This is a genomic window from Parapedobacter soli (assembly GCF_025460835.1).
Classification (GTDB): domain Bacteria; phylum Bacteroidota; class Bacteroidia; order Sphingobacteriales; family Sphingobacteriaceae; genus Parapedobacter; species Parapedobacter soli.
The window spans coordinates 91,127-117,193 of sequence record NZ_JAMXAY010000005.1 but is presented as its reverse complement, the minus strand read 5'-3'; the positions used below and the strand labels follow the sequence as shown (position 1 = coordinate 117,193).

At 47.0% G+C, this 26,067-nt stretch carries 25 protein-coding genes, 2 tRNA genes and 1 pseudogene; 13 read left to right on the top strand and 15 right to left on the bottom strand.

The window, feature by feature from the left end; translation table 11 throughout:
- Window positions 1-10: 10 nt before the first annotated feature.
- Window positions 11-93: transfer RNA gene (locus NGM62_RS04095), tRNA-Leu, on the top strand.
- 99 nt (window positions 94-192) lie between these two features.
- On the opposite strand, the gene NGM62_RS04090 is transcribed toward NGM62_RS04095, so the two are convergent.
- The 3 genes from NGM62_RS04090 to NGM62_RS04080 all read right to left on the bottom strand — a co-directional run bounded on the left by NGM62_RS04090 (window position 193) and on the right by NGM62_RS04080 (window position 2,438).
- Complete coding sequence (locus tag NGM62_RS04090) at window positions 193-1,434, bottom strand: hypothetical protein (RefSeq protein ID WP_262245974.1); 1,242 nt, start codon at window positions 1,432-1,434, stop codon at window positions 193-195.
- Between the two features lie 84 nt (window positions 1,435-1,518).
- A complete protein-coding gene (locus NGM62_RS04085; protein WP_262245973.1) occupies window positions 1,519-1,818 on the bottom strand; it encodes a winged helix-turn-helix domain-containing protein in 300 nt (99 codons plus the stop codon).
- Window positions 1,815-2,438: a hypothetical protein gene (locus tag NGM62_RS04080; RefSeq protein WP_262245971.1), complete on the bottom strand. Its 624-nt coding sequence runs from the start codon at window positions 2,436-2,438 to the stop codon at window positions 1,815-1,817. The genes NGM62_RS04085 and NGM62_RS04080 overlap by 4 nt, the downstream gene beginning before the upstream one ends.
- A gap of 166 nt (window positions 2,439-2,604) precedes the next feature.
- Between NGM62_RS04080 and NGM62_RS04075 the strand changes: the two genes are divergently transcribed.
- Window positions 2,605-2,678 (top strand) — tRNA-Pro (locus NGM62_RS04075).
- Between the two features lie 187 nt (window positions 2,679-2,865).
- Here NGM62_RS04075 and NGM62_RS04070 read toward each other — a convergent pair.
- From NGM62_RS04070 to NGM62_RS04020, 12 genes and pseudogenes are all read right to left on the bottom strand, one after another.
- Entirely contained in the window at window positions 2,866-3,459 is a 594-nt protein-coding gene (locus NGM62_RS04070) for a hypothetical protein (RefSeq protein WP_262245970.1), read from the bottom strand.
- A 27-nt stretch (window positions 3,460-3,486) separates the two neighbouring features.
- The gene (locus NGM62_RS04065) at window positions 3,487-4,590 is read right to left on the bottom strand and encodes a DUF6965 family protein (protein WP_262245968.1); all 1,104 of its coding nucleotides are present in this window, start codon (window positions 4,588-4,590) and stop codon (window positions 3,487-3,489) included.
- A 156-nt stretch (window positions 4,591-4,746) separates the two neighbouring features.
- Window positions 4,747-4,932: pseudogene (locus NGM62_RS22175) on the bottom strand (PG0870-related protein); the annotation flags it as partial.
- A gap of 23 nt (window positions 4,933-4,955) precedes the next feature.
- Entirely contained in the window at window positions 4,956-6,512 is a 1,557-nt protein-coding gene (locus tag NGM62_RS04060; RefSeq protein ID WP_262245967.1) for a DNA primase family protein, read from the bottom strand.
- Window positions 6,499-6,690: a hypothetical protein gene (locus tag NGM62_RS04055; RefSeq protein WP_262245966.1), complete on the bottom strand. Its 192-nt coding sequence runs from the start codon at window positions 6,688-6,690 to the stop codon at window positions 6,499-6,501. Before NGM62_RS04055 ends, NGM62_RS04060 begins: the two co-directional genes overlap by 14 nt.
- Window positions 6,687-6,920 (bottom strand): hypothetical protein, encoded by a 234-nt coding sequence (locus tag NGM62_RS04050; RefSeq protein ID WP_262245965.1) that lies wholly within the window; start codon window positions 6,918-6,920, stop codon window positions 6,687-6,689. The genes NGM62_RS04055 and NGM62_RS04050 overlap by 4 nt, the downstream gene beginning before the upstream one ends.
- Before the next feature lie 50 nt (window positions 6,921-6,970).
- Window positions 6,971-7,249 (bottom strand): helix-turn-helix domain-containing protein, encoded by a 279-nt coding sequence (locus NGM62_RS04045; protein ID WP_262245963.1) that lies wholly within the window; start codon window positions 7,247-7,249, stop codon window positions 6,971-6,973.
- Window positions 7,250-7,395: 146 nt separating this feature from the next.
- Entirely contained in the window at window positions 7,396-8,238 is an 843-nt protein-coding gene (locus NGM62_RS04040; protein ID WP_262245961.1) for a hypothetical protein, read from the bottom strand.
- A 5-nt stretch (window positions 8,239-8,243) separates the two neighbouring features.
- Window positions 8,244-8,471 (bottom strand): hypothetical protein, encoded by a 228-nt coding sequence (locus NGM62_RS04035; protein WP_262245960.1) that lies wholly within the window; start codon window positions 8,469-8,471, stop codon window positions 8,244-8,246.
- A gap of 10 nt (window positions 8,472-8,481) precedes the next feature.
- Window positions 8,482-9,843 (bottom strand): site-specific integrase, encoded by a 1,362-nt coding sequence (locus NGM62_RS04030; protein WP_262245958.1) that lies wholly within the window; start codon window positions 9,841-9,843, stop codon window positions 8,482-8,484.
- Between the two features lie 1,000 nt (window positions 9,844-10,843).
- Window positions 10,844-11,380 carry a hypothetical protein gene (locus NGM62_RS04025; protein ID WP_262245957.1) on the bottom strand — a complete coding sequence of 179 codons (537 nt, stop codon included), beginning with the start codon at window positions 11,378-11,380 and terminating at the stop codon, window positions 10,844-10,846.
- Between the two features lie 240 nt (window positions 11,381-11,620).
- Entirely contained in the window at window positions 11,621-11,992 is a 372-nt protein-coding gene (locus NGM62_RS04020) for a type II toxin-antitoxin system HigB family toxin (RefSeq protein WP_262245955.1), read from the bottom strand.
- Between the two features lie 862 nt (window positions 11,993-12,854).
- Here NGM62_RS04020 and NGM62_RS04015 point away from each other — a divergent pair.
- The 11 genes from NGM62_RS04015 (at window position 12,855) to NGM62_RS03965 (ending at window position 26,066) form a co-directional block, all read left to right on the top strand.
- The gene (locus NGM62_RS04015) at window positions 12,855-13,382 is read left to right on the top strand and encodes an SGNH/GDSL hydrolase family protein (RefSeq protein ID WP_262245953.1); all 528 of its coding nucleotides are present in this window, start codon (window positions 12,855-12,857) and stop codon (window positions 13,380-13,382) included.
- A gap of 59 nt (window positions 13,383-13,441) precedes the next feature.
- Entirely contained in the window at window positions 13,442-14,515 is a 1,074-nt protein-coding gene (locus tag NGM62_RS04010; RefSeq protein ID WP_262245951.1) for a LacI family DNA-binding transcriptional regulator, read from the top strand.
- A 264-nt stretch (window positions 14,516-14,779) separates the two neighbouring features.
- Complete coding sequence (locus NGM62_RS04005; protein WP_315975849.1) at window positions 14,780-15,793, top strand: Gfo/Idh/MocA family protein; 1,014 nt, start codon at window positions 14,780-14,782, stop codon at window positions 15,791-15,793.
- Window positions 15,794-16,244: 451 nt separating this feature from the next.
- Window positions 16,245-17,687 carry a sialate O-acetylesterase gene (locus NGM62_RS04000; RefSeq protein ID WP_262245950.1) on the top strand — a complete coding sequence of 481 codons (1,443 nt, stop codon included), beginning with the start codon at window positions 16,245-16,247 and terminating at the stop codon, window positions 17,685-17,687.
- 167 nt (window positions 17,688-17,854) lie between these two features.
- Entirely contained in the window at window positions 17,855-19,210 is a 1,356-nt protein-coding gene (locus NGM62_RS03995) for a Gfo/Idh/MocA family protein (RefSeq protein ID WP_262245949.1), read from the top strand.
- A gap of 10 nt (window positions 19,211-19,220) precedes the next feature.
- Window positions 19,221-20,537, top strand: a complete 1,317-nt coding sequence (locus tag NGM62_RS03990; RefSeq protein ID WP_262245948.1) for a sugar MFS transporter — start codon at window positions 19,221-19,223, stop codon at window positions 20,535-20,537.
- Between the two features lies 1 nt (window position 20,538).
- Entirely contained in the window at window positions 20,539-21,768 is a 1,230-nt protein-coding gene (gene nagA / locus NGM62_RS03985; protein WP_262245947.1) for an N-acetylglucosamine-6-phosphate deacetylase, read from the top strand.
- Between the two features lie 7 nt (window positions 21,769-21,775).
- Window positions 21,776-22,534, top strand: coding sequence for a glucosamine-6-phosphate deaminase (locus tag NGM62_RS03980; RefSeq protein ID WP_262245946.1), 759 nt, complete (start codon window positions 21,776-21,778; stop codon window positions 22,532-22,534).
- 109 nt (window positions 22,535-22,643) lie between these two features.
- The gene (locus NGM62_RS03975) at window positions 22,644-24,224 is read left to right on the top strand and encodes an MFS transporter (protein WP_262245945.1); all 1,581 of its coding nucleotides are present in this window, start codon (window positions 22,644-22,646) and stop codon (window positions 24,222-24,224) included.
- A 2-nt stretch (window positions 24,225-24,226) separates the two neighbouring features.
- Window positions 24,227-24,451 carry a DUF6814 family protein gene (locus NGM62_RS03970; RefSeq protein ID WP_262245944.1) on the top strand — a complete coding sequence of 75 codons (225 nt, stop codon included), beginning with the start codon at window positions 24,227-24,229 and terminating at the stop codon, window positions 24,449-24,451.
- A gap of 103 nt (window positions 24,452-24,554) precedes the next feature.
- Window positions 24,555-26,066 (top strand): carbon-nitrogen hydrolase family protein, encoded by a 1,512-nt coding sequence (locus NGM62_RS03965; RefSeq protein ID WP_262245942.1) that lies wholly within the window; start codon window positions 24,555-24,557, stop codon window positions 26,064-26,066.
- The last annotated feature ends 1 nt before the right edge of the window (window position 26,067 follow it).

The window sequence follows — 26,067 nt, the reverse complement described above, 5'->3', positions numbered from 1 at the left end:
AAATCCTCTTGCGGAAGTGGCGAAATTGGTAGACGCACCATCTTGAGGGGGTGGCGCCCTAAGGGCGTGGCAGTTCGAATCTGCTCTTCCGCACGGCACAGGAATCTTAGGGGCTGTCTCAAAAAGGCGGCCTCTTTTTATTTGTATTACTGCCTACCTTACCCCCGGGTGCAACTGTGCTTTTTCCGCGGCTCACCACCCAAATACCAGCGGGAATATGAACGTCACAGCAATGGCCCACAGGCAATAAACGGGCAGGTACCGTGCAACGGCATTTTGGACTTTATCTATCGGTGCACTGCCCCGTAGTACACTGAAAAGCTGGACGATTGCCAGCAAGAGGTTTACTATAGCCAATAAATTGGCACCGAGTACAGCTACCCTGTTGGGTGTAATCCCCCATTCGGTGATGCGGAAAAGGATGGCGGAGAGGGCCACAGCATTGACAACAACTGTCACAATGGCAAGTAATGTGATCACCCATACTTCCGTACGCCTTCGGGCGCGGTCTGAAGTACCGGCGATGGAAAAGAAGATAATGGCCATTACGCCAATTAATAGGATGTTGAAAATCAGCAGGAACTCCCTATCGGTATAAGGGTCTTTCCCACCGTAAACCATGGCAGGGAGGAAGATGATAAGCATTGCCAATACCAGCGGGCAGAATATCCGTGCGATAATCGGTGAGATTTTTCCGACTAGCTGGGGGTTGGACCGGATCAGGTAGGTGGCAACCAAGGGTATTGCGACTGCGCCTGTGATCCCGACATAACGGAAATAGGCCTCTTCAATGTTAAACCCGATTGCCGAGAACAAGTTGACGGTGATGCCCGAAAGGATAGCACCGCCCATGGAGATAAGCGCCATCATCACCAATAGGTCGCCGTTGTATGTGAGAAACCGGATCCGCTGTTCGCTCCTGTCGCGGGTGCTGCCTACGAACGCAATACCCAATATAGACCACAGTATAAGTATGAGGTGGAAGCATGATAATACAACCGTGTCGCTCGTTGGAATATCTGGCATTAGGTTGATGAAAAGCAAGCAGATAAGCATTGCACCGAATAGGAAAGCAATTTTTGCCGCTGGTAGGCGATGTTTCCATGCAAAGTACATCGTTAAAGGTGGGAAAACCATGAAGCCGATGTTCCGGGAGTAGAAGAAATCGCTATCGATGCCGAACACCGTGGGAAATTGGCCAATGAAGCCTAGGGTAATAGCTGCGACGGTGATAAATATCAGGTCCATTCGGGTACTTCGATCGATGGTTCGGCCCGTATAATTCAACCGCGCGTCCCAACACTCGGCAATGATATTACCCTTGAGGGTTGGAAGCAGGTCATTGAACGATTGCTTGAATGCCGCACGGTTTGTGCGGTATAATATTTCCAATTGCACGGGGTTGTTGAGGTGGGTGCAGATTTCCGTTTTCATTTGTATGTGGATTATGTGATTGTTTTTATAAAAAGAACTTTGATTTTCAAAGTTTATGGGGGTGATGGTCCCTTTCTAACGTCATTATTTCTGTGATTCGATTAGTTGTTCCAGTGCTTTCAGGTGTCTGTTGAATGCAGTTTTGCCCTCCGCTGTTATATGATATTGTGTATTCGGTTTCTTTCCTACGAACGACTTGTTTACGCCGATGAATTGCTCCTTTTCCAATGCCTTGATATGGCTCGCCAGATTCCCGTCGGTGACACCTAAAAACTCTTTCAGCGCGTTGAAGTCGAGCGTATCGTTAACGGCCAATGCCGACATGATGCCAAGCCTCACCCGGCTTTCGAATGCCTTATATAATCCGTCTATTGCTAATTTCACTTCTCGAAACGATAATAGATATAGATGCCATAAACGATATGCAGCAAACCGAAGCCGATGGTCCAGCAAATTAATCCGTAACTAATAAAGCCAAGGCCGATAAGCCCAAGTGTAATTTCAATACCCCCTAACCACTTAACCGCGCTATAGGTGAAGTTGCCGGCGCTATAGAGGGCGAGTCCATAGAAAATCAAGGAAAGAGGTGCGGCCAGTCCAACTAATCCGTACGATAGCAAAATCAGGATAGATACGCCGCCCGTAACTAGCGGAATAATCATCGTGGTGACCATGCGGCGGGATGTGCTATTCCAAAGGTTTTCACCCCGTTTGCTCGATTTCCGGTGGGATAGGAAAACTGCGGTGCCAACGGCGAGTAGCAACGTGCCGATGGCCAAAGTGAGAAGCTGAGGGAGGGCTGGCGCCGGATTTGCCGGGGCGGTGCCATAAGTGATGCCCCCGGGATTAAAACCAAGGACTGTGTAAGCCAGATAAACTGCAGCGATTGCATAGATACCAGCCATTACCCCCGCCCACCCGGAGAGCGACAGAAACTTAGAGGTCCGCTCCATCATCGAACGGATTTCCGCGATGTCTCCGATGTAGTCCTGTTTCGTTTTCATTTAAAAGTACTTTTTTTTTCAAAGTTAAATAAAAGTCTGAATATGCAAGAAATGTTTTGAGTTTTTGACTAGGGGGGAATTGGTCAGCGATACATTTTAGAATGAATTCGAGCTTTCATTTTTGAGAAGAAAGTAATACTTTTGCACACCCACGTTACCAGTGGAACGGGATGTAGCGCAGCCCGGTAGCGCGCTTCGTTCGGGACGAAGAGGCCGCAGGTTCGAATCCTGTCATCCCGACATAATTAAGCAGCAATCGATTGGTTTTCAGTTGTTTGCTGTTTTTGTTTTTGGTAGTGGGGCTATTTGTGGGGCTGTTTTGACTGTTTTCAGGTCAAAGAAATGTGCTATCTTTGTTCCAGTGCCGCAAGGTATTTTAAAACGTACGAAGCCCCGTCATTAGGTTGATGGGGTTTTGTTTTGCTTCTTACATAATCATCGCCCGCTCCACTTCTTGGTATGGCACGCTTTCGCCGCGTTGTATTTCCCTCAATATTTTTTGGTATCGCTTTGTCGGCTTCCCGGCATAATACTTCATAAAATGTTTTTTGTGAAGTTTTTCATAATTACTGTCCAGTCGTAAATGTGCGCCATAAAGCCGTTCTAAATCCCTGTACCTTTTGCTTTGCGTCTGGCACTCATACATGGCATGGTTGAACGCTTCCCGGTGCAGGAAATAACCGCCAATACTGTAAAGTATCCGGCATCGCTTCCCTGTCTGCGGGCAGACGAAATAAGGTATCAATCCCTTTCCAAGATTTGACGGCTGATAGGTAATGTATACCCTGTACTTACGGGTATCGCCCCCATACCTGTAATCCAGTTCGATATAATGCCCATCGTCAGATAGGGTATTGGTTTCAATGGAAATGCTCGCACGCTTTTCACCGTACCTGTCATGCCAAGTGACAATGCCCGATCTACGGATATTGGGTTTAAAATAGCCGTCACGCTTCAACAACGCAAGCCTAAGCCTTAAAACGCTGTCATACAAATCCGGCAATGTGTGTGGTCTTCCCATAATGCAAACCTAAATAATTAAGAAGTTTTAACGTGATACAGGGGATGAAATTAAAATGCGTTTCAGCTCCTGCAGGCGGTTGAGGTAGGGTAAGAATGTCCGTTTACTGTTGTTCGCTTTCAAGGTGGCAAAGTGGCTTTCAATGAATAGGGAACAATCCGTTATTGTGCTGCACCTGTTCAGCTTTATGGGTTGGGTTGGTAGTTCAATACTTGCAAAGTAGTTTTCAAATTCTGCAATATCATTGCTCCAGTTTTGGGGCTGTTCAATTCGTTCAGTTTTGAATACCTCAACTTTTGGCAATGGTTCAACGTGTGAAAAAATAATGTTTTGTTGGGGGGTAACTTTAGTAACTTTAGTAACTTTTTCAGGTTCGGGCTGTGGTGGTTGTTCCTGAATATTCCGTTTCCTGAATAGTCGCCAATCCTGTTTTATTAAATAGTCTGCAAGGTCGTTGCCTTCGCTTTTGTCCCGTTCAGGTGCTAACTGCTCCAGTAAGTCCGAAAATATAAAGCGTGTACCGGGTAAACGGCTTTCATATTCTTTGGCTTTGGTTTCCCATTCTTTGAAGGTGTTACCGTCTTTTGAAAGGTCGGGAAATACATAAACAAAACGCCCTTGTAATACTTTCAGCTTGTCAAATGAAAAACTGCTTTTGTTGTAAACTGCCAACCAAATAAGGCTTTCAGGTGTTTCAGGCAAACCAAAATACAATGTACCGTAAACGGCTGTTTTTGGGGCTTCAACTAATGCAACGGGGTTGCTGTGGTACTTGCTTAAAAGGTGTTCGCCAAATAAACAGGAAATTCGTTTATCCTGCCTTGTGTATGCTTCCAGCCAATCGGGCAACGGCTTGTTGTTACGGGTGTGATGTTTCTCGATGATGGAGTGTAAAAAGTCCGTACCTGTGGTGTGGTTGTGTTCGTCAAATTGTTTTACTTGTATGGCCCTAACGTTACCCCCAACGTCAATAAACGGAAAGGTGACGGCTCCGGCTCTGTAGCCATTGGCCACCGTACCAAGTCTGTACAGCTCGATAACCTTTGTGACCTCATCAACTCCAAAGGGAAATTGTACCCGGCTTAGCAGGTTTTGGATGAACGTATTAATTACATAGCGCTCGGGCTGCAATGTCTGTTTGAATGTATCAAAGTCAAAGTAAACGGGTTGAGGTTCGGGCCGTGGTGCTTTCTTTTTTTGTTGGGGTTTCCATTTGTTCGGTAATTCCGAACGGTTGCCCTGTTCCTGTTCCCAAATTGCTTTTGCGTAACCGTCTGAATAAGGGTTGAGGTGGTATGAACATTTACTTTCACGGTCGCAACGTCCGTACTGTTCGGGTAAGTGGTCGCCTGTTTCTGTATCAATATACAGTACAAACGTCTTTTTGTTACAGTCGGGGCAATGGTGCTTTTTACTGCCTTTTTCTAAACTGTATCGGTGGGGTTGGTTACTAAAGTTATTAAAGTTACTCATTGAAAAAACCTTTTTTATTTGCGTTAAAAACTTAGTCCCGGTGCTTCAATAAAAACCGCCAATTGGTTTTGTGAAACCCTATCTACAACCAAACTCAAAGCCCGTAACTGTTTTATGAAATTGGTCTTTTTGAAAGGTGTCATTCCGTCATCAATACAAAAGGCTCTATATTCCGGGTACAGGTCTTTTATTAACTTGTAATTGGTTAAACTGCCTTTGTATTCGTTTTCATTCAAAAACATCTGTACGCTGTTACTTTCAATTTTGTATTGTTCAACGGCTTGTTGGGCTGCTTCACAATCTGAAAACTTCTTTTGCTCCAGCAACCTGTTAAGTCCTTGCAATACCCAATTGAATACGCCTGATAGCTCGTTTTCAATGATCTTTGTATGTAGGCTTTTATCCTGTTCGTGTTCGGGAATAGTAACATCAAACGGGATGATTAAAAACCTCCTGAAATAGGCGTTTGTATGTTCAACGTCTTTGGGCAATTCATTACAATTGAAAATCAGTTTGGCGTACTGCTTCAAGATGAAAGGCTGGCCATAAGGTAAGCGGGCTTCAACGGGTTCACCAGATACCAATTGTTTGAAAATGGACGCTTCCAAATTGCCGTTAATCTCACTTGCGTAATTGACCAACTTGTTAGCCAGCTTTGCCCGGAAATACCCGTTATCATTGGTCAGGCTCTGTAATGAATAGCTGCTAATGTTATCCGTACCCAACAAGGCGTTGACAACTTCAAAGAATACGCTTTTACCGTTTGCGCCCGTACCGTACAGGATAAGGGCTTTTTCCTCTTTTAATGCGTTACTGCCGTGCTTGATGAAAACAAAACCTAAGTACTCGGCCAATACCCGTTGACGTTCTTTGTCAGGCAATACCCGGTTTAGGTATGCTTCAAACAAAGGCGCTTTGGCTGTCGGGTCGTATTCAAAAGGTAATTGGTATGTAATGAAGTCGTTGCGGTCGAACGGCCTTAGCTTCGTTCCCTGCGGGCTTATTTCAAATGTTCCGTTGAGTAGGTTAATCAGTACCTTATCCTTGTTGCCTTCCGGTGTGGGCAAATAAGCGGTTGCAAGGAATTGTTTGAAAAGCTGTTCCCGAAATTGGTAAAACCTTGCTGAAAACTTGGTTACGCCCATTTTTTCGGCTGCTTCACCCAAAAACTTCTGGAATGTCTCTTTGTCAATGTCGGCCCAATAGGTTCCATTGTAGAGGTAAATAAAATCGTGGTTTTTGCACAAGCCCCAACGGTTTTTTTCGGCTAACATTAGCGCGTTTTCAACGGACAAAACCAAATAATGTTTAAGGTTCAGTTTCAGGCCGTCCAGTTGCTTTTGAATGTCCTTCGCTTCATCGCTTCCGTGCGTTGCCCTTTCCAGCTGTTCCCTTAATTGTTTGGCCTGTGGAAACGCCAATACTTCAAAATCCAGCGGTTCAATCTGTTCTATCAGTTGATGCAATATTTCAGCATGGGGCATTGATGGGCTAATGCTTTTAAGTTGCTCCATGTGGTTGATGATTGTTTCCGGGTTGATAAGGTCATCAAATGCCGGGTTTATCTTAATAGCTTCCATCGCTCAAAACTTTTGTGATTAAACCATAAACCTTATCCCGTGCGGTGTCCCATTGTTTGGCAAGGCGGTTGATACCCGGCTCGCCGATGTTGGGTAACATAGGGAGCCTTTTCAGGTAGCGCATAAGCTGGGTCATGTCGCCCGTATGTCGGTGCGCCCATTTTTTATGTGACCTCATCGCTTACCTCCTTTCAGTGACTGGATAAGTGCCGGATTGGTGGTGAGGTATTGAGCTACGCGCCCGGTATACTTACATGGAGCTGTGAAAACCACTTCCAGCAAGCCCATGCGCTGCATCTCGCGTTTGTATCTGGTCAGGCATTTCTGCCGTATCCCGGTATCCTCTGCAACCATTGTGCAGGTGGCTGTTTTCCGGCGCAAATAGGCTGCGAAAATTCGCTTTTGCACGCTGTGATTGCTATCTTTGCCCTGTCCTTGAAAGTTATTGTTAGGGGTTGTCATCTGGCACCCCCTTTCTTGTTTTCTAAGGCTTTAATAACCTTGTTTAAATCATAGCGGATGACGCTCCCGGCCTGTACGTAAGGGATGCGGTTTTGCTTTCGCCAACGTAACAATGTTTGCCGGGTAATCCCAAGTTTCTTGATTAGTTCGTCACCGTCTATTATTTCTGGTGTGGTTTGTTCCTCCACGGTACGTTCATTTAGGCAATCACGCACCCATCCCTTAAACACGGGTTCCAGTTTGCTTAAGGGTACATTAAAAAATACTTGTTCCATTGTTTTTACATTTTGAATTAACAATGGGTCAAAACAAGTAAAGGGTAACCCGGTAACTAACGGGTTACTGGCAAGAAAATAGTTTCAAATGATTGAATATCAGAAAGAAAAATTTTATTTTTTTTCTCGGCTTCGGTAAAGGGCGACTATTCTTGCATACTTTTTATGTGGGCCATATCATTTTCCGCAAGCGTTGCGCCGTTTGGATACATGCTTTTCAAGTAATGAATGACGGCTTCCAATTTCGCTATTGAAAAACTGCAATCGTCATCAATTTTTTTCTTTGCATCGTAGTATTCCTTACGTAGATACTTAAACGTTTGACTGATTTCGTGATCATCTATGAAAGCTTTTATTCTATCGTCATCATTGGTAGCGTCAGGCAAACCGCCGCTTTTGTGTGCGTAGTGAAATATCACCGCCCATTGCGCACCGTTTGGCACTTTGTCATTGTTTTTAGGCTTTCGTTTACCTTCGTCAAATTTCATTGTCACCAAATCCAGTATCCGTTTCCGCTCATTAATTTTTTCAAAGTCAAGCTCCCCATTATAAGGACATAACTCGTTTGTCGCATTAACAACGATTTTAGGTGCAAGGCTTTCAAGTTTCTTTTGGAGTTCCCTCAACTCAATTAATGTTTTTATGCGCTCTATTTGCTCTATTTGACCGTCAAAGAATGGTTTATTTACCTGTCGAATTATCCCCAGTTGTTGACTTAGGTTGTTGGGTAATGGAAAAAATAAACCTCCCGCGTTCCATGCTTTGAACCTATCATAGGATAGAATCGCATTGTCGTGGTCTATCACGTAACCCCTAAAACCGTCTGCCCATTTTTCGACAAATTCAATCAGTTTTTCCGCAATATCGTTATTGCTTTCGTAATGCTCGTTTACGATATTCAGGTAATAGTTGTGAAAATCGCTTTCATCAATCTTAAACGCGCCCTTTACAATCTCATTGTAATCGTCTGTAAGTAGTTTCTTTCCCATCTCAATCAATTCAAATTATGTTTCATTCTAAGGTTTAGAAAGTCAGTACCCACACACCCTCGTTTGCCCTCCGTAAGGTTCATTATCACTTTTCTTAAATTCTCAATCTTTTTATTAGCATTGATAAGCTGATCATTCCTTTGAATCAACCTTGTTTTCATGTCATCGAGTTCCTCCAGCCGTGCAAATAGTTCATTCTTTAACCTGTCCAGTTCGTTGTTGTCTTTCATCATAAGGTTTATTTTAGTCTACTTTTTTCATCGTTTCCGGCGCACCCCACGCCTTAACCATTACCGCTTTTTTGCGTTCTTGTGTGACCTTCACGTACCTTTTGAAGCTCGCATAGCTTTTATGCCCGGTGATGCTCATTACCTCCTCTGCGTTCAACCCCTTTTCGAGTGATAGGGTTGCGAACGTCTTGCGCCCGGTGTGGGCGCTTATCAATTCATACTTGGGATAAACTACCGCATAGCGTTTTGCACCCTTGTAGCGTACTATCTCAATTTCCTCATTTATCCCGGCATACCTGCATAAGGCTTTCAGATAGGCATTGAATTTTTGGCTACTGATTACAGGCAATATCTTTATCCGGTTTGGGTACTTAGCCAGTATTTCGGCTGCGTAAGCCGTCAACGGTATTTCAATGGGTTCTTTGGTCTTAGTGACGGTCAACCGTATGTAGCCGTTCTTGATGTGTTCACGGCGCAATTGCGCAAGGTCTGAATACCGCAACCCGGTGACGCATGAAAAACAAAACACGTCCCTAACCTTAGCCAATGCGTTTAGTGAAATGTAAAGGGCTTTCGGTTCGGACTGTATCAATACCTTACCATCCCCGGTTAAATCAAGATTGTACAGTGTCAGAAACTCATTTTCGGTCAGTGCAATGACTTCCAGCGTTTCACGCTTGACGGTGAAGTCGTGGTAAGTCTGGTTTATCGTGTGGCCATGTTTCCGGGCGAAGGAAAGAAACGTTTTGACGGTTGTTATCTGTTTTGCTGCGGTAACGTTGATCTGTCCTTTTTCCTCAATCAGATAATTGTAGAACGCCTGCAAAAAACCGTATCCCGCGCTTTCCATCGTTATCCTTTGCCGCTTGTGCTTTTCATAGTCATCAATATGGTTACGTGTCGTTATGTAGACTTTGACCGTACCCTCGTTGCGCGTGGCTCTTACGTCATTAACATATTGATCGATGAAGTCGACAAGGTAGTGTTTAGGGTCAACCTTTTGGGCTTGGGGTTTCCGTCGTGTTTTAAATTCGCTGATAACATCCTCAACGGTATAAGCGATACGGTCAATCTCAAACTTCGTGGCAATGTCCGATACTTCATCGGCAATTGAACGCAATTCCTTATTGATGCGGTTTATGTCGTCATTGTACGGCAATGTGTCCGGGTTCATGTTGGGCAATAGCCTTTTAGCCTCTTTGCGGTTGATGTAAACGGCTTGTTGGTTTTCGCTATCCCATTGCTCCGGCAGCAGAGTAATCCCGGTGGATAGCTTACGGCGGTTCCCTGCAACCCATACAATCAGGGTAACCGGGTGTTCTCCCTTTTTGTTGGCCGTATCCCGGCGCAACTCGAAAGTTGTTTTCAATGCCATAAGTCGAATTTTAAAACGTATAGCAAATATACACATTATAAATTTTGTGGGGCTATTTGTGGGGCTGTAAATGTGATGTTTTTATTAACATTGGTTTACACGTGTTAACAAAATATGCGTTTAAAAGGTGTATTGGCCTATTTTAGGTTAATGTTAGCGACTATGAAAATAAAAGGTTCAAGAACTGTCATCCCGACCAACTAAAAAGCTCTCCGCAAGTAGGTGGAGGGCTTTTACTGTTTTTAAAGCGAGCCAAGCTCGTTTGAGCGAGTGGAAAAACAGTAAAAGTCACAGGCACGTAGAGCAGGCGTTTTTTAGTTGAGACCTCCCCACCTCAAGGATGGCTGCGGCCTTTAGTGCGGGGATAGCGCGACGTAGCCAATCCTGTCATCCCGACTGCTTCACAAAGCAATCAATTGTTTTTCAGTTGGTTGCTATTTTGTTTTGTGCTGTTGGAGCGAATTGTGGGGCGAATTGAGCGGGTGTTTACCGACTTGGGATAACTGGAATTTTAATATTACTTATAGTGGAACCGCAAAATCCTTAAAAACGAACAAAACCCCGTCATTAGGTTGATGGGGTTTTGTTTTATAATAATTCCGTCCACTTATTTTAAGTTTGGTTTACGTCGTAGCATCTGTTTTGGATCTGTCTAGTGTATTCCCTGGCCTTATCGGCTTCAGTTGGGGTAACCTTATAGGTGGTATATCTTGAATACCTAGATTTATCATCAAGCCACTTATATTTGACTGCAGTCTGCAAATCCATTTTTTCACATACAAGTCTTTCCCTCGCAGAATGTCGACCTTGCATTTTGTACGCTGATTTGACATCGGAGATTGTCTTGCAGCTACTACCATTAATCTCACATGGTAATAAAACGTCTTCTACAAAATGAATAGCAGCATAAAAACAAGTAGTAACCACCCAGTCGTAATATTTCTTTCCCTCATGAAGAAGTTCAGAAAGCTCGAAATTCCTTTCACCATGTTCTCGCTTCCTACTCATTAATAGCACCGATAAATTCAGAATAATCGAACCGATCCTCTTTGAGTGCATCCCTGTCAAGGTTATCGTACGAAATTAACCCAATATCTAAAGTGCAATCAAATAGTTTGGTGAAAATCTTTTTTAACTCAAACAGCTTTGAATAAGACAACTCAACAAATGCATCATCCAATAACAAATCACCATCAACAGCAATGAGTGCCTTAGGATTTAGATGAGCAATGTTTATAAAAAAAGCATTGACCTTGTATCCATGTTTTTGAAGATGAGATACAGCAACATTAGTTAGTATATACACCTGATTAGCCTGTTGGGTAAATCGTTCGGTCGTACTTTTCACGAGTTCGTCAATGAATTCTTTTCTACCTTTCTGTTCCCCGTCACTGAACCCTTGATTATAGGCATCAGCGACGACATCAACATGATAGAAATTATTTACTTTTTCCTTCCTCGCTTGATCCTTGTACTTAACAAGATAATCGTTAAATTGAGCAGTACCTCTTGTAGGTGAAATGTTGTCTTCGGTCATAAGATATTCTCAATGAACAATGGCAAAATGTTATACATGAGATGTCGCAAACATACACACTTAAATGACACAATTGCAAGTAATTTAACAAAAATGATGCAAAAATGTTCAAATTGACACAAATCACCCCCGCAAAGAATCCAGTTTAAGCCGGCCCGTGGTCGGGTCCCATCTTGGTCAGCAGATTCGCCGATGTTAATCGAACATCGGTCTCGAAACGGATAATCGTGGTATTTGGCCCTAAATCCGATTGATTAAAATAATTCGGGCGATTTGTACCGGGGTGGCCCGCTGGTATATTAGCACGTTGGTGTCCACTGCAAAAGGTTTAGCCATCGTAGTCATTGGCTTCGTCCCGGTCAAAGGAGAATCCGCTCGGAACTCGTTTCCCTTGATGTTGAATATCACCCTACTGTTACCAACTATACTGGCCTGACCATACACCGATTTCAGCTCGTTGAAGCTGCCAAACTCCAGTTTTAAGGATGGTAACAGTGAAGCTGGCAATTTTTTACATTCTGAGGTCAATAAAGTATGGGGTATTGTCGATTTGCCGGTATTGCTTTTCTTTATCACCCACACTATAGTAAAAGGTCTCACATACCCGATCATTAGGTTCGGGAAACACCATAACGAGTTCGGGAAACACCGGCTCAGACCCATTGCAGTGCAACCCGGTTCCATCCCTCTGCTACCCGAACCCGGTTGGTGCCGGACCAGGTTCGGCTCGAATGGACAACGATCCATGTGGAACTGAAAGCGGTTCATGCGGAGCGTAGCCGGATTCGGCTGTACGTCGGGGGGATTGCGGTGACGTCGTCTTGGGTCGGTGAGAGGTCATCTCGGGACTAGGTTACACCGGGCTGGATTACGATTAGGTTATTTTGGATTAAGTTGGAACAGCCATGGGTCAACGCGGAACAGATCCGATATGGGGCGGAATGCCGCCGGTTTGTTTGTGCGCCCGGCCGGATCAGGGATGAACCAAAAGGAGGTCAGGTGAAGCCCATCCGAACCCTTATGGAACGTAGCCGGTTTAAGTGCATGTCTGGCCGAACTGTGTCCGGCTTAACCTGGGTCCATGTCCGCTTAACCTGAACCCGTGCGGATGCGACATGAACCCATGCGGATGCGACATGAGCCCATGTGGGTGCGAGATGAAACCATGCCGGTGTAACCTGAACCCATGTGGGTGCGACATCAGCCCATGTGGATGCGAGATGAAACCATGCCGGTGTAACCTGAACCCATTTCGGTGCGACATGAAACCAGTTGGGTATATCCCGGACGCGGTGCGGCATGACCCGAACCCCTCCGCGCATGAAAACTAAAGGAGTCGGTGGAAGAACCGCCGGGAGGCAAAGCCCGGTGCCAGCGTTGCAGTTGCATGACGGTCGCATGGCCCGTTACCGAGCCTTGTCATGTACTTAAAGTTTTCTTACTTTTAGCGACGATTAGAAGCTGAAATAATAGTATGATAAGAGCAATTAACTACCTGCTGGTATGCAGGGTTTTCATTGGCGTAGTGGAGTGTGCCTTTGCCCGAGAAGCCGATACACTGCATTATACGGATGCCCGGCAACTTACGCTTATCGGTAAATCATTGGCGGGAGGGCCTTTCTTCCACCGTTTGGATACGGCGGCTTTTCCGGCGATGCCGCCCACGGTAAAGCGATTGCTGACCCATTCTGCCGGATTGGCCATCAGCTTCCGTACCAATAGTACTGAAATTGCAGCAAAATGGTGCACAAGTTCGCGGGGACCGGGGAATAATATGACGGCCATCGCTTTTGAAGGGCTGGACCTTTATATTAAACGCGGCGGTAAATGGCAATATGCCGGTGTAGCGCGACCGGCAACAAACGAATGCAACGAATTATACACTTGTGCAAAACATGAAGCCACTACAGACGGCACCCACCCCGACGACCTCGGCTTCGACCGTATGCTGGAGAAGATACGCCCCGCCGTAGTGAAGATATTAAAGAAGTATGGAATTTGATTACGATTTCTAAACCGGGACAAATCGGTTAACTTTGGCCCTCCATCAGTGGCAGCGATATGAAAAAGAAAAATACGACACAAGAGCTTTCGGGCGTAAAGGAAATTGCCAGGAGAGCAAATGTGTCGATAGCAACAGTGGATCGGGTGATCCATAATCGAAAGGGAGTGTCAGATGCTACCCGGGATAAGATTAACCAGATCATCGAAGAGATAGGTTTTCAGCCGAATATATTGGCAAGTAGGTTGGCTTCTAAGAAAATCAATCGATTTGCGGTACTTATTCCCAATGCGCGGGAAACCGATTATTGGGAGGCACACCGCAAAGGCGCGGAGCGTGCGTATCACGAAATCAAACAATATGGTATCCAACTGGAGCTGTTCCTCTTCGACCTTAATGACAAGCAATCTTTCAAAACACAGGCCACAGCAGTTTTAGATGGAGCGTTCCATGGGGTTGTCTTAGCCCCCTCTTTTGTGGATGAAGCACGTGAATTCGTAACGGCGTGCGAGTTGAGAAAACTGCCCTTTGTGTTCATCAATTCGGATATGCCCGGCACAAAGGGACTTGCCTACATCGGCCCGCATCTATTCAAAAGCGGGCGCCTCGGAGGCCAGCTAGTAAGGTTTGGGTTGAAGCAAGGGAAGGTACTTATCGTAAATATCTCCAAAGAAATCGATGCATACCACCATTTGCTGCGGAAAGAGGAAGGGTTTCGTGCATATATTGAGGAAACAAATAGAAAAGACAACCATATCCAAATAGAGAAAATAGATATCACGAATACAACAGACAAAGCAATCGCTGATGCGTTGACGGGCTGTTTAAAGCAGCATCCCGATATAGCGGCATTCTTTGTCACTAATTCGAGGGTACGGAATGTGGCCAAATATTTGGATAGGCAATCGGATATACAATCCATTCTCGTGGGGTATGACCTGATAGCGGAGAATGTTGATTTCCTTAAAAAAGGTACCATCGATTTTTTGATCGGCCAGAAACCGGAGGAACAGGGCTATGCTGGAATAACGACTTTGTTTCAACATGTCATTGCAGGGAAGGAGGTTACCAAAGAACAATATATGCCCATTGACATCATAACGAGTGAGAACGTTGCCTTTTATAAAAACTGATCCATTCATAACTGCTTAAACCGCCACCGTAATTTTTTCATAAATAATTTGGAACTGCTAAATATAATGACGTACTTAGCGGGTACGTTACCGCAATAACGATTATAAACAAGGATAAATCTCGTGTTCATGCAGATATTATATAACAAGATAACGCCACTATTCGTATCGTGTACGTACACGCTTGTGATTAGTGAGTGTTAACGTGGCTTATCTGTCAGATAACGCAAATAAACAACAATAGGTTAAAAAAACGATCACACGATGATGATGAAATCAAATAGAAGAGCATTTATTAAGACGGCAGCCTTGTCAGGCGTCGGTTTGACAATGAGCGGATTGGATGTATTTGGCCGTAGCACCCCCATGCGCCATGCAACAGGTAAACGTGTCGGCATTATTGGGCTGGATACGTCGCATAGTGTGGCGTTTACGAAGGCATTAAACGCGGATATGCCTGATGTGAAGCTAAAGGGCTATAAGGTCATTGCCGCCTATCCGTATGGGAGCCGGACGATTGAGAGTAGTGCAAAGCGCATACCGGGGTATATAGCGGATGTCAAAAAGTATGGCGTAGCCATCGTAGATTCAATCGATGCATTATTGGCACAGGTGGATGTGGTGCTGCTGGAAACCAATGATGGAAGGTTGCATTTGGAACAGGCTTTGCCCGTGATTAGGACAGGCAAACGACTATTTATCGATAAGCCGATTGCGGCTTCCCTAGAAGATGCGCTAGCAATCTTTAAGGCTGCCGAACAGCATACTGTGCCGGTATTTTCATCCTCATCACTGCGATATACAGAAAACATAGCGGCAATCCGGTCGGGCGAACTGATTGGTAAAGTCACGGGTGCTGACACTTACAGTCCCGCGGTTATTGAGCCGACACATCCGGATCTGTTTTGGTACGGTATCCATGGGGTAGAGATGCTTTATGCCGTTATGGGTACGGGTTGTGTGAGCGTATCACGTACGCATAATGAGGGTACGGACATTGTTGTGGGGACATGGAACGATGGACGTATCGGCACATTCCGGGGCACACGCACGGGACACCGCGACTATGGTGGAATTGTTCACGGTGAAAAAGGACATGTGCCGATAGCAAAGCACCAGGGTTACACGTCACTACTTTATAAGATTGTCGAATTTTTCGAAACCGGTGTGCCGCCTGTCGATCCCGCAGAGACGTTGGAGATTTTCGCCTTTATGGCCGCTGCCGACGAAAGCAAACGGCAGGGAGGGAAAGCGGTGGTGTTAAAACACGTTAGTTAGTATCGGCAGCTGCAATGGAAAGGCGATTTTTTTTAAAAAGAGGAATTTACGGGTTGGCAGGGATGACTTTGGCGAGCTTACCGTCAAAGAGGGTGTTGTCTCATCAGCCACCTCCATTGAACATAGGAATTATTGGGTTCGGGAGCCGGGGCGGAGGCGTGCATTAGGTACCACGTTTTCCAATTGCTTATTCTTGGCACCGCAAATCAATGCGCAAAACCGGCCGGATTTACTGTATCTTGCGGGCGTGGTCCATATTAATAAAATGGTGATGTATAATCATATAAATTCGAGACTTGGCAACGATATATTACGGTACTGCACCGAACAGGGTATCCGGCTCCGCCCTGCGTTTATCGCCATGCTAAAAGCACACCATGAACTGGAAGCATCGGATATCGAAAGTCAAGAATCTCACACATAAGGGTATCAGAAAAAGACTATTACAAATATGAATAAGCTGTTTTTCGCGAGTTGTTTTTGCCTATTTTTCGGGGGTGCCGTTACTAACGTACGCTCACAGCAGAAGCCAATCGAAGCGATGCATATCTATCTTCTGATGGGGCAGTCAAACATGGCGGGCCGCGGAGAAGTGACCGACTATTATGCGAAGCAAGGCCATCCGCGGGTTATGACGCTGGGCCAGACCGGCGAATGGGTACCCGCCAAGCACCCACTTCATTTCGATAAGCCTAAAGTAGTCGGTGTTGGCCCGGGTTTGGCTTTCGGAACGGCCATGGCCGACGCCTATCCCGACGCGGTCATCGGACTGGTGCCCTGCGCGGTGGGGGGAACGTCAATCGCTAAATGGGCCCCGGGGGCTTATGACGAAAGCACCAATACGCATCCGTATGATGATGCCGTGACGAGGATAACCAAAGCGATGGCGGCTGGCATAATCAAAGGGGTTATATGGCATCAGGGTGAGGGTGATAGTAATCCGGCATCGGCAAGCGTATACCTTGAAAAGTTAGAAATGCTTGTCGGTCGCGTTCGCACACTGGTGGGTAATCCGACCCTGCCTTTCGTAGTAGGTCAATTGGCGAGATATCGTAAAAGCTATCAGCTGATCAATGAAGAACTAACAAACCTACCCGATGCGGTGCCGTGTACAGCGGTGGTGTCGTCGGAAGGACTATGGCACCTGGGCGACGGCACCCATTTCGATAGCCCCTCCGCATCGGAACTCGGTCGGCGTTTTGCCGACGGTATGCTCACATTACAGCAGCTTGCCGAAGCACCGTCGCCCACTGCGGCAGACCCAGAGGGATGGGAGCAGTTGTTGGGGGGCAACGACCCGAATATAAGGTGGCGAAGTATCCGCGGCGACCGTTTTCCCGACGAAGGATGGCAGGCCGCAGATGGAATACTCACCGTCCTACCCGGCAGGAAAGGCGGGGATATCATCACGCGCGAGCAATTTTCGGACTTTGAGTTGGTGTTTGATTTTATGCTCAGCGATTCCGCCAATACCGGGTTGAAGTATTTTGTGGCACCATTGAAAACGGCAAAGGGTAAATCGGTTTTGAATGGCCCGGAATACCAGCTGATTGACGATTTCAAACACGAATCGGTTATTGATGGCAAAAGTCCGGAAACAAGCACGGGTTCATTATACCTTTTATTTGCACCCGAAGACAAAGTGTTGCATCGGCCGGGAATGTGGAACCAAGCTAAAATTATCGCTCAAGGCGACCAGGTGGAACATTGGCTCAATGGGCGCTGCATATTGCGCTATAACAGGACGTCGGATATATTCAGGGAACGCGTTGGGCAAACGAAATTCAATGACTATCAGGAAGGGTATGGCGAGGCCAAGTCCGGCCATATTCTTCTACAAGACCATGGAGATCGGGCTTCATTCAGGAACCTCCGCATAAGGCGGTTGCCGTAATCTGGGTAGGCACGGGACACGGACGCTCAAATAAAACAAATAAAATACACGGAAATTAATTTTATTTTATATCTTCGTGTACGTACACGAAACATTTATAGGCCCGTTTTTGAAGGGTAAGCCGATTGTTGGTTCGGTACGTTAGGCAATAATAAACAGGATAAAATATGATGGAAAAACCAATTGATTCAAGAAGAACCTTTATTAAAAAGGCGGTTGTCGGTGCGACGGCGCTCTCGTTTGGCAGTGTCTTGCCGGCCTTCAGTGCAAGGGGCTACGCAAATATCATGGGTGCAAACGAACGTATACGGGTGGCAGTGATGGGTGTCAATGCACGTGGCCTGGCACTTGCCAATAACTTTTCGTTACAGCCCAACTGTGAAATAGCTTATATATGCGATGTGGATTCCCGCGCAGCCGATAAATGTGCCAAGCAGGTGGAAGACAAACAAGGTAACCGCCCGAAAATAGAAGAAGACATCAGGAAACTGCTGGAAAAAAAGGACTTCGATGCGCTCGTAGTGGCCACTCCGGACCATTGGCATGCACCGGCAGCTATTTTGGCATCGCAAGCCGGCAAACATGTGTACCTCGAAAAGCCTGCGAGCCATAACCCCCACGAAGGTGAGCTGCTGGTGGCTGCCCAGCAGAAGTATGGCAACGTCATCCAGATGGGGAACCAGCGGCGGTCGTGGCCTAATGTTGCACAGGCCATCCATGAACTGCATAACGGTATCATCGGCAGGACTTATTTTGCCAAAACCTGGTATACCAATAACAGGGCTTCCATCGGTGTCGGTAAGGCGGGACCCGTACCCAGCTGGCTGAACTACGATTTATGGCAAGGCCCCGCTCCGCGCCGAGCGTTCAAAGACAATGTCATCCATTACAACTGGCATTGGTTCTGGCACTGGGGTACGGGCGAAGCGCTGAATAACGGCACCCACATGGTCGACCTTGCCCGCTGGGGCTTGCAGGTAGATTACCCTACCAAAGTGACGTCTACAGGTGGCCGCTACCGCTACCAGGATGATTGGGAAACTCCCGATACCCAAGTCATCAACCTGGAGTTTGCCGATAAGAGCATGATTACCTGGGAGGGTAGGAGCTGCAATGGTATACCGATAGAAGGCTCTAGCGTGGGAGTCATTTTTTATGGGGAGAATGGCGCGCTGCAAATTGATGGGGGCAACGCATATAAAGTGTATGATCTTAAAGGGAAACTGGTGAAAGAAGTGAAAAACGACCTGGCCATCGACGCGCGGAATCTGACCAGCCCCTCACAGGCCTTGGATGCCATCCACATCCAAAACTTCTTCGATGTCATCAAAAATGGTGGCCAGCTAGCATCGGATATCAAAAGCGGGCATATCAGCACCTTATTGGTGCAACTTGGAAATATCGCACAACGCAACGGTGGGATGCTTGAGACCGATCCATCCAATGGTCATATTCTACACAATAGAAAAGCAATGAGGTTATGGCGCCGTGAATACGAGCGCGGATGGGAACCAACAATTTAAGCGGATTCCAATGGCAACATCAAGTACCAAAGTAGCTGTCGCGTCGCTCTCACGGCGCGATACCACCATATCCATTGTCATTATTGCCGGAATGTTTTTCATCTTCGGCTTCCTGTCGTGGATCAACGCCATCCTTATTCCGTATTTTAAAATCGCGTGTGAACTCACCCATTTCCAATCCTATCTCGTTGCATTCGCCTTTTACATTGCCTATTTCGTCATGTCCGTGCCGTCGTCTTATTTATTGAAAGCCGTTGGTTTTAAAAAGGGGATGATGGTGGGCTTTTTTGCACTGAGCTTAGGGGCCTTTATCTTTGTGCCGGCGGCAATGACGCGCACATACGAGATATTCCTCATCGGATTGTTTACCATCGGTGTGGGACTGGCTATCCTGCAAACTGCTGCCAATCCATACATTACCATTCTAGGGCCGAAAGAACGGGCAGCCCAGCGCATCAGCATCATGGGTATCTGTAATAAATTTGCAGGTATTGTAGCACCTTTGCTTTTCGCGGCGGCAGTGCTTCGGCCCACAGACCAGGCCCTTTTTGATAGCCTGGAGTCGATGACTGAAGTGGCCCGTTCGGCTGCTCTCGACGAGCTCATTGCCCGGGTTATCACACCGTATACGGTTGTTGGAATCGCCTTGTTGCTTATCGGGGTCGGCGTACGTTATTCTCCGTTGCCCGAAATCGACACAGAGGAAGAATCGGAAGAGGTATCGTTGGCGAATCATGGCAAAACATCGATTTTCCAGTTCCCGCATTTACTATTGGGCGCAGTGGCCATCTTTATCCATGTGGGTGCCCAGGTTATTTCCATAGACACAATCATCAATTATGCAGGATCGATGGGGGTGTCGCTGATTGAGGCTAAGGTTTTCCCTTCCTATACCTTAGGGATGGCCATTGTAGGCTACGTGCTGGGCATATCCGTTATACCGCGTTGGATAAGCCAGAAGAATATGCTGCGTGTGGTTACCGTGATGGGAGCGGTACTTTCGCTGTTGATTGTTTTTACGCGCGGCGAGGTAAGTTTGTTTGGGCATCGAACGGATATCTCCATTTGGTTTATTGTCCTTTTAGGAATCCCCAATTCCCTTACCTGGGCAGGTATTTGGCCGCTTGCTATCGATGGGCTAGGCCGCTTCACGAAAGTAGGCGCATCCCTGCTGATCATGGGGTTGTGTGGCAATGCCATACTGCCTATGGTGTATGGGTATTTTGCGGATACGGTGGGGCTGCGGGAAGCGTATTGGGTGCTGTTCCCCTGCTACCTCTATTTGATTTATTATGCCATGTGGGGGCACAAACTTAGAAAGTGGTAACATGTCAAAAAAATATTTAAAGATTATAAACGGTAATATCATCACGCCTTATCGGATGATTCGAAACGGCCAGCTGTTGATTTCCGATGGTAAGATCGAGACCGTAAGCGAAGGGGAAATCGCAATCTCCGGAGCCGAGGTTATGGATGTTGAAGGCGACTATATATCGCCGGGGTTTATCGATATCCATGTGCACGGTGGCGGCGGTTCGGATGTCATGGACAACGATATCAACGCATTCTTAAAAGTTGCCGAAACACACGTGCGGTTTGGTACCACTGCGATGCTGCCTACTACACTGACCAGCACCAAGGCTGAGATTATCCGATTACTTGATACGTATGAGCGGGCGGCGGTGAAGAATACGAAGGGAGCAAGGTTTTTGGGTGTGCATATCGAGGGCCCTTATTTCGCGATGGACCAGCGGGGTGCACAAGACCCGCGTTATATCCGCGATCCTGATCCTGCCGAGTACCTTGAAATACTGAATAGTTCATCGTCGATTGCACGCTGGAGCGTTGCTCCCGAACGTAACGGGGCCATACCTTTCGGTGATGTGTTGCGCGGGCGGGGTATATTGCCGTCGATTGCCCACACGGATGCGTTGTACAGCGATGCCATCCAAGCTTTCGAACACGGCTATTCGTTGGTTACACATTTATATTCGGCAATGTTGGGCGTAACAAGGCGAAATGCCTTTCGCTATGGGGGCGTGGTAGAAAGTGCTTTTCTCATCGATGAGATGGATGTAGAAATCATTGCCGACGGTAGGCATTTGCCTTCGGAGTTACTCAGGTTGGTCTACAAGATAAAAGGTGCAGACCGAATTGCTTTGATTACCGATGCGATGCGTGCTGCGGCCATGCCCGAGGGACCGAGCATATTAGGTAGCCTGACCGATGGGATGGACGTATTGGTGGAAGAGGGAGTGGCCAAGCTACCCGACCGGTCAGCGTTTGCGGGTAGCACCGCAACCACTGACCGCTTGGTGCGAACAATAGTGAAAGAAGCCGGCATACCGCTCGTTGACGCAGTACGGATGATGACCGCCACACCGGCACGTATCCTAGGCGTGGATCGTTCCATCGGAACCTTGGTAACCGGAAAGCAGGCGGATATTGTGCGGTTTGATGAAAATATAAACGTTAAAATGACCATGATAAAGGGGGAGATCATCCATAGCGCCAGCGAAGTTGCTTCCGGTACCCATCATGGAGAAACTGTAAGGTGAGAAGAAAATGAGGCATAGAGAAGTAGATTCATTGCTTGTCAAGCAATTTGATGATCGTACCACCATGGGTAAGGCAGCAGCCGTAGAAGTTGCTGATACCATGCTCCGATTATTAGCTGAACAACCGGCTGTCAACATGGTTTTTGCGGCAGCACCCTCTCAGAATGAATTTCTGGAAGCACTTGCAAGCCGCGACGATATCGACTGGAGGCGTGTGAACGCATTCCACATGGATGAATATGTGGGCCTGCCTGCCGATGCCACGCAGCGATTCGGCAACTTCCTTAAGGTACGGTTGTTTGACAGGGTCCCATTGCGGTCGGCCAACTATTTGGACGGCAATGCCACGGATGCTGCCGATGAATGCAAGCGCTACACGGAGTTGATGCAGATATACCCGATTGATGTTGTTTGCATGGGAATCGGTGAGAATTGCCATATTGCCTTTAACGATCCGCATGTGGCAGATTTTAGCGACCCGGCCTGGGTGAAAGTGGTCGATTTGGATATGGCTTGCCGCCAGCAGCAGGTAAACGACAAGTGTTTTGACGCGATTACGGACGTTCCGACGCATGCGCTAACGCTGACGATCCCTGCATTGATGGCAGCAGATTATGTTTTCTGTATGGTGCCCGGTCTTAACAAGGCCGATGCGGTCCGCCATACCCTGCAGGAGGATATTACGCCAGTGTACCCGTCTACCGTGCTACGGTCGCACCGCAATGCTATCTTGTATATTGACAATCAAAGTGCGTCGAAATTATAAATTTTTTAAATTTTTGCCGTCAGGATTGGATAATTGTAATTACTTTAGTCGCATGGTGTCCCATTTATGAACGAATGGGATATTTTTTGACCAGTTATCAAAATTATATATGCAAGAATCTTCTTCTACCGCCGGCGTAGCTGCCCACAAAAAGAACCTGTGGAAAGTTATTGGCGCGTCGTCATTGGGCACACTTATCGAATGGTATGATTTTTACATTTTCGGCAGTTTAGCCATCGTTATCTCCACCAAATTCTTTCCTCCTGATAATCCTACAGCAGCATTCCTATCTACCCTTGCTACCTTTGCAGCAGGTTTTGTCGTCAGGCCCTTTGGGGCGCTGTTTTTCGGGCGCCTTGGCGACATCATCGGTCGTAAGTACACGTTTCTGGTTACGCTATTGGTCATGGGCTTGGCCACCTGTGCCATCGGGCTTGTTCCTGGTTATGAGACTATCGGGTTCGCTGCACCGATTATCGTGTTGCTGTTGCGGTTATTGCAGGGACTTGCCCTCGGTGGTGAGTATGGCGGCGCCGCTACCTACGTAGCGGAACATTCCGAACCGGATAAGCGGGGTTACCGTACATCTTGGATACAGACCACGGCCACATTCGGATTGTTTATCTCGCTGGCTGTAATCATGCTTACCAAGGGCAGTATGTCTGCCGAAGCGTTCGACGACTGGGGTTGGCGCTTGCCGTTCCTGGTTTCATCGGTTATGGTGGTGATATCGTACTTTATCCGCCGGAACATGGATGAATCGCCGTTGTTTAAGAAAGCCAAAAGTGAAGGGAAAACGACCGCGAATCCATTGCGCGAGTCGTTTGGAAAGAAATATAATTTCAAGTTTGTATTACTTGCGCTGTTTGGTGCCACGATGGGGCAGGGGGTTATTTGGTATACCGGACAATTTTATGCCCTTTCTTTCCTGCAGAGCGTATGTAAGGTCGATTTCGACCAAACCAACTACATAATCGGCGCCGCGCTACTGGCAGGAACAGGCTTTTTTGTGTTTTTCGGGTGGTTGTCTGATAAGGTAGGTCGAAAGCCGGTAATGTTGGCCGGTATGTTGTTAGCTATCCTTACTTACCGCCCGATATTTGACCGTATCTATCAATTGACCGATACGGCAAATAAACAGGAGTTGGTGGAAAAACACGCCATCCGGCAACATGTGGATAGTCACGGAGAAACGGGAGACTCATTGCGGATCACCACCGTAGAGCGCTTTTTCACCGACGGGTCTGTGCATAGGCTGGTGCAGGAGGAAGTGAAAGTGGCCGGCCAAGCGGAATACCTAACACCCACGTCCGCGGCACATATCCACGTCGGGCCGGGGACGTTCGCGTCGCTGGTATTCATGGTGTTTATTTTGGTGCTTTACGTTACGATGGTGTATGGGCCCATAGCGGCATTTCTGGTGGAAATGTTCCCCGTCCGTATCCGATACACGTCGATGTCGCTGCCTTACCACATCGGCAATGGTATTTTCGGGGGGCTGCTCCCCGCGGTGGCCACGTACTTGGTTACAACGGCCCAATTTGCCAATGAAAACGCACTTGCCTCCGGCAATACGTTGTTATATGAAAAGCCGCATCTGGCCGGACTTTGGTACCCGATTATCATCGGGGGTGTGAGTTTCGTCATCGGGTTGCTTTATTTGAGAAATAAGAATCAAAACGTACACTAAAGATGAACAAAGTAAAACGGATTTTAGGTGTTGTGTGGATTGCCCTCGGCCTGGTGTCGGGTTATTACCTGATTGTAAGCCAGGCAATCCCCGAGTTTTCCAGTGGTCGGTCGGAAGATTTGGTGCCGGCCATCATATACACGTTTATCCTCATGCCCATCATTACGGGTGGGCTATGTATATTTGGGTGGTATGCGTTACGGGGAGAATACGATGAACTCGACTGACCGGATAGCCGGTAGCTTGCCGTAAAGTACTTGCAACACTCAAAATGATTCATTACGTTTAACACTGGATTCCTATAGTGGGAATTGTTAATTCATAGGTGTTATGAATATCCAAGTCAGGAACTTGTCGCTAAAAGATTATAATGACCTGGTTGATTCGATGAATCAGGCTTACGGAGGTATCGGGAGCCTATGGACGCGAACGAACATCAAGGATTTGATCGGCTTATTTCCAGAGGGCCAGCTTTGCGTGGAAGTGGATGGTCGGGTAGTAGCCTGTGCGCTAACTATCATTATCGATACGAAAAAAACAGATATCACCGATACATACCGCGAAATCATCGCGGGCGGAACGTTCTCAACCCATGATCCCGAAGGAAACGTATTGTATGGTATCGAAGCTTTTGTGCATCCCGAATACCGGGATTTACGTTTGGGTAGGCGGCTGTATGATGCCCGTAAGCAACTCTGTGAGCACTGGAACCTGAAAGGGATTTTATTGGGTGGCCGTTTGCCCAAATACCACGAGTATGCCGACGAACTGACACCCAAGGAGTATATTGAGAAAGTGAAGCAGAAAGAAGTGTACGACCCCGTGTTGACATTCCAGCTGGCGAACGACTTCCATGTGAAGAAAATACTGAAAAATTACCTGCCGGGCGACACGGAGTCGAGGGAGTATGCCACATTGTTGGAGTGGAACAACATCTACTACGAGCCCAAGACCAAAGCGTCGTCGCCTTCTAAGCAGACCATCCGGCTAGGGCTGGTGCAATGGCAGATGCGTACGTTTAAAGATGTGCAGGCATTCTATGACCAAGTGGAATTTTTTGTGGATGCGGTGAGTGGGTATGGTGCTGATTTTGCCCTTTTCCCCGAGTTTTTCAATACGCCGTTGATGGAACCATTTAATCACCTGCCAACAACGGAGGCTATGCGCGAATTAGCGGCCATGACCGAGGAGATAAAACAGCGTATCCAGGAATTTGCCGTATCGTATAATGTCAACATCATTGCCGGTACCATGCCTTTGGTTGAAGACGATGGCCGGCTCTATAACGTGTCGTTCCTTTGCCAGCGCAATGGTAAAACAGAGGAGTACCACAAGGTGCACATTACGCCTAATGAAACGAAGTATTATGGAATGCAGGGCGGCAACGAGGTCGGCGTTTTTGACACGGATTGCGGAAAGATCGGTATATTGATTTGCTACGACGTGGAGTTTCCCGAGTTGGGTAGGATCCTAGCCGACCAGGGGATGCAGATTTTGTTTGTTCCGTTTTTGACGGACACCCAGAATGGCTATGTGCGGGTGAGAAATTGTGCGCAGGCACGTGCAATAGAAAATGAATGTTATGTGGCCATCGCAGGGGCTGTGGGCAATTTACCCCGTGTCAATAACATGGATATCCAGTACGCGCAATCGGCTGTGTTCACCCCCTCGGATTTTGCATTCCCCACAAACGCCATCAAAGCGGAGGCCACACCGAATACAGAGATGGTGCTGGTAGTGGACGTGGATCTCAATCTCTTGAAAGAGGTAAACCAATACGGTACCGTGAAAAACCTCGTGGATCGCCGGAGAGACCTGTACCGGGTCTCGTTGTTGAAATAGA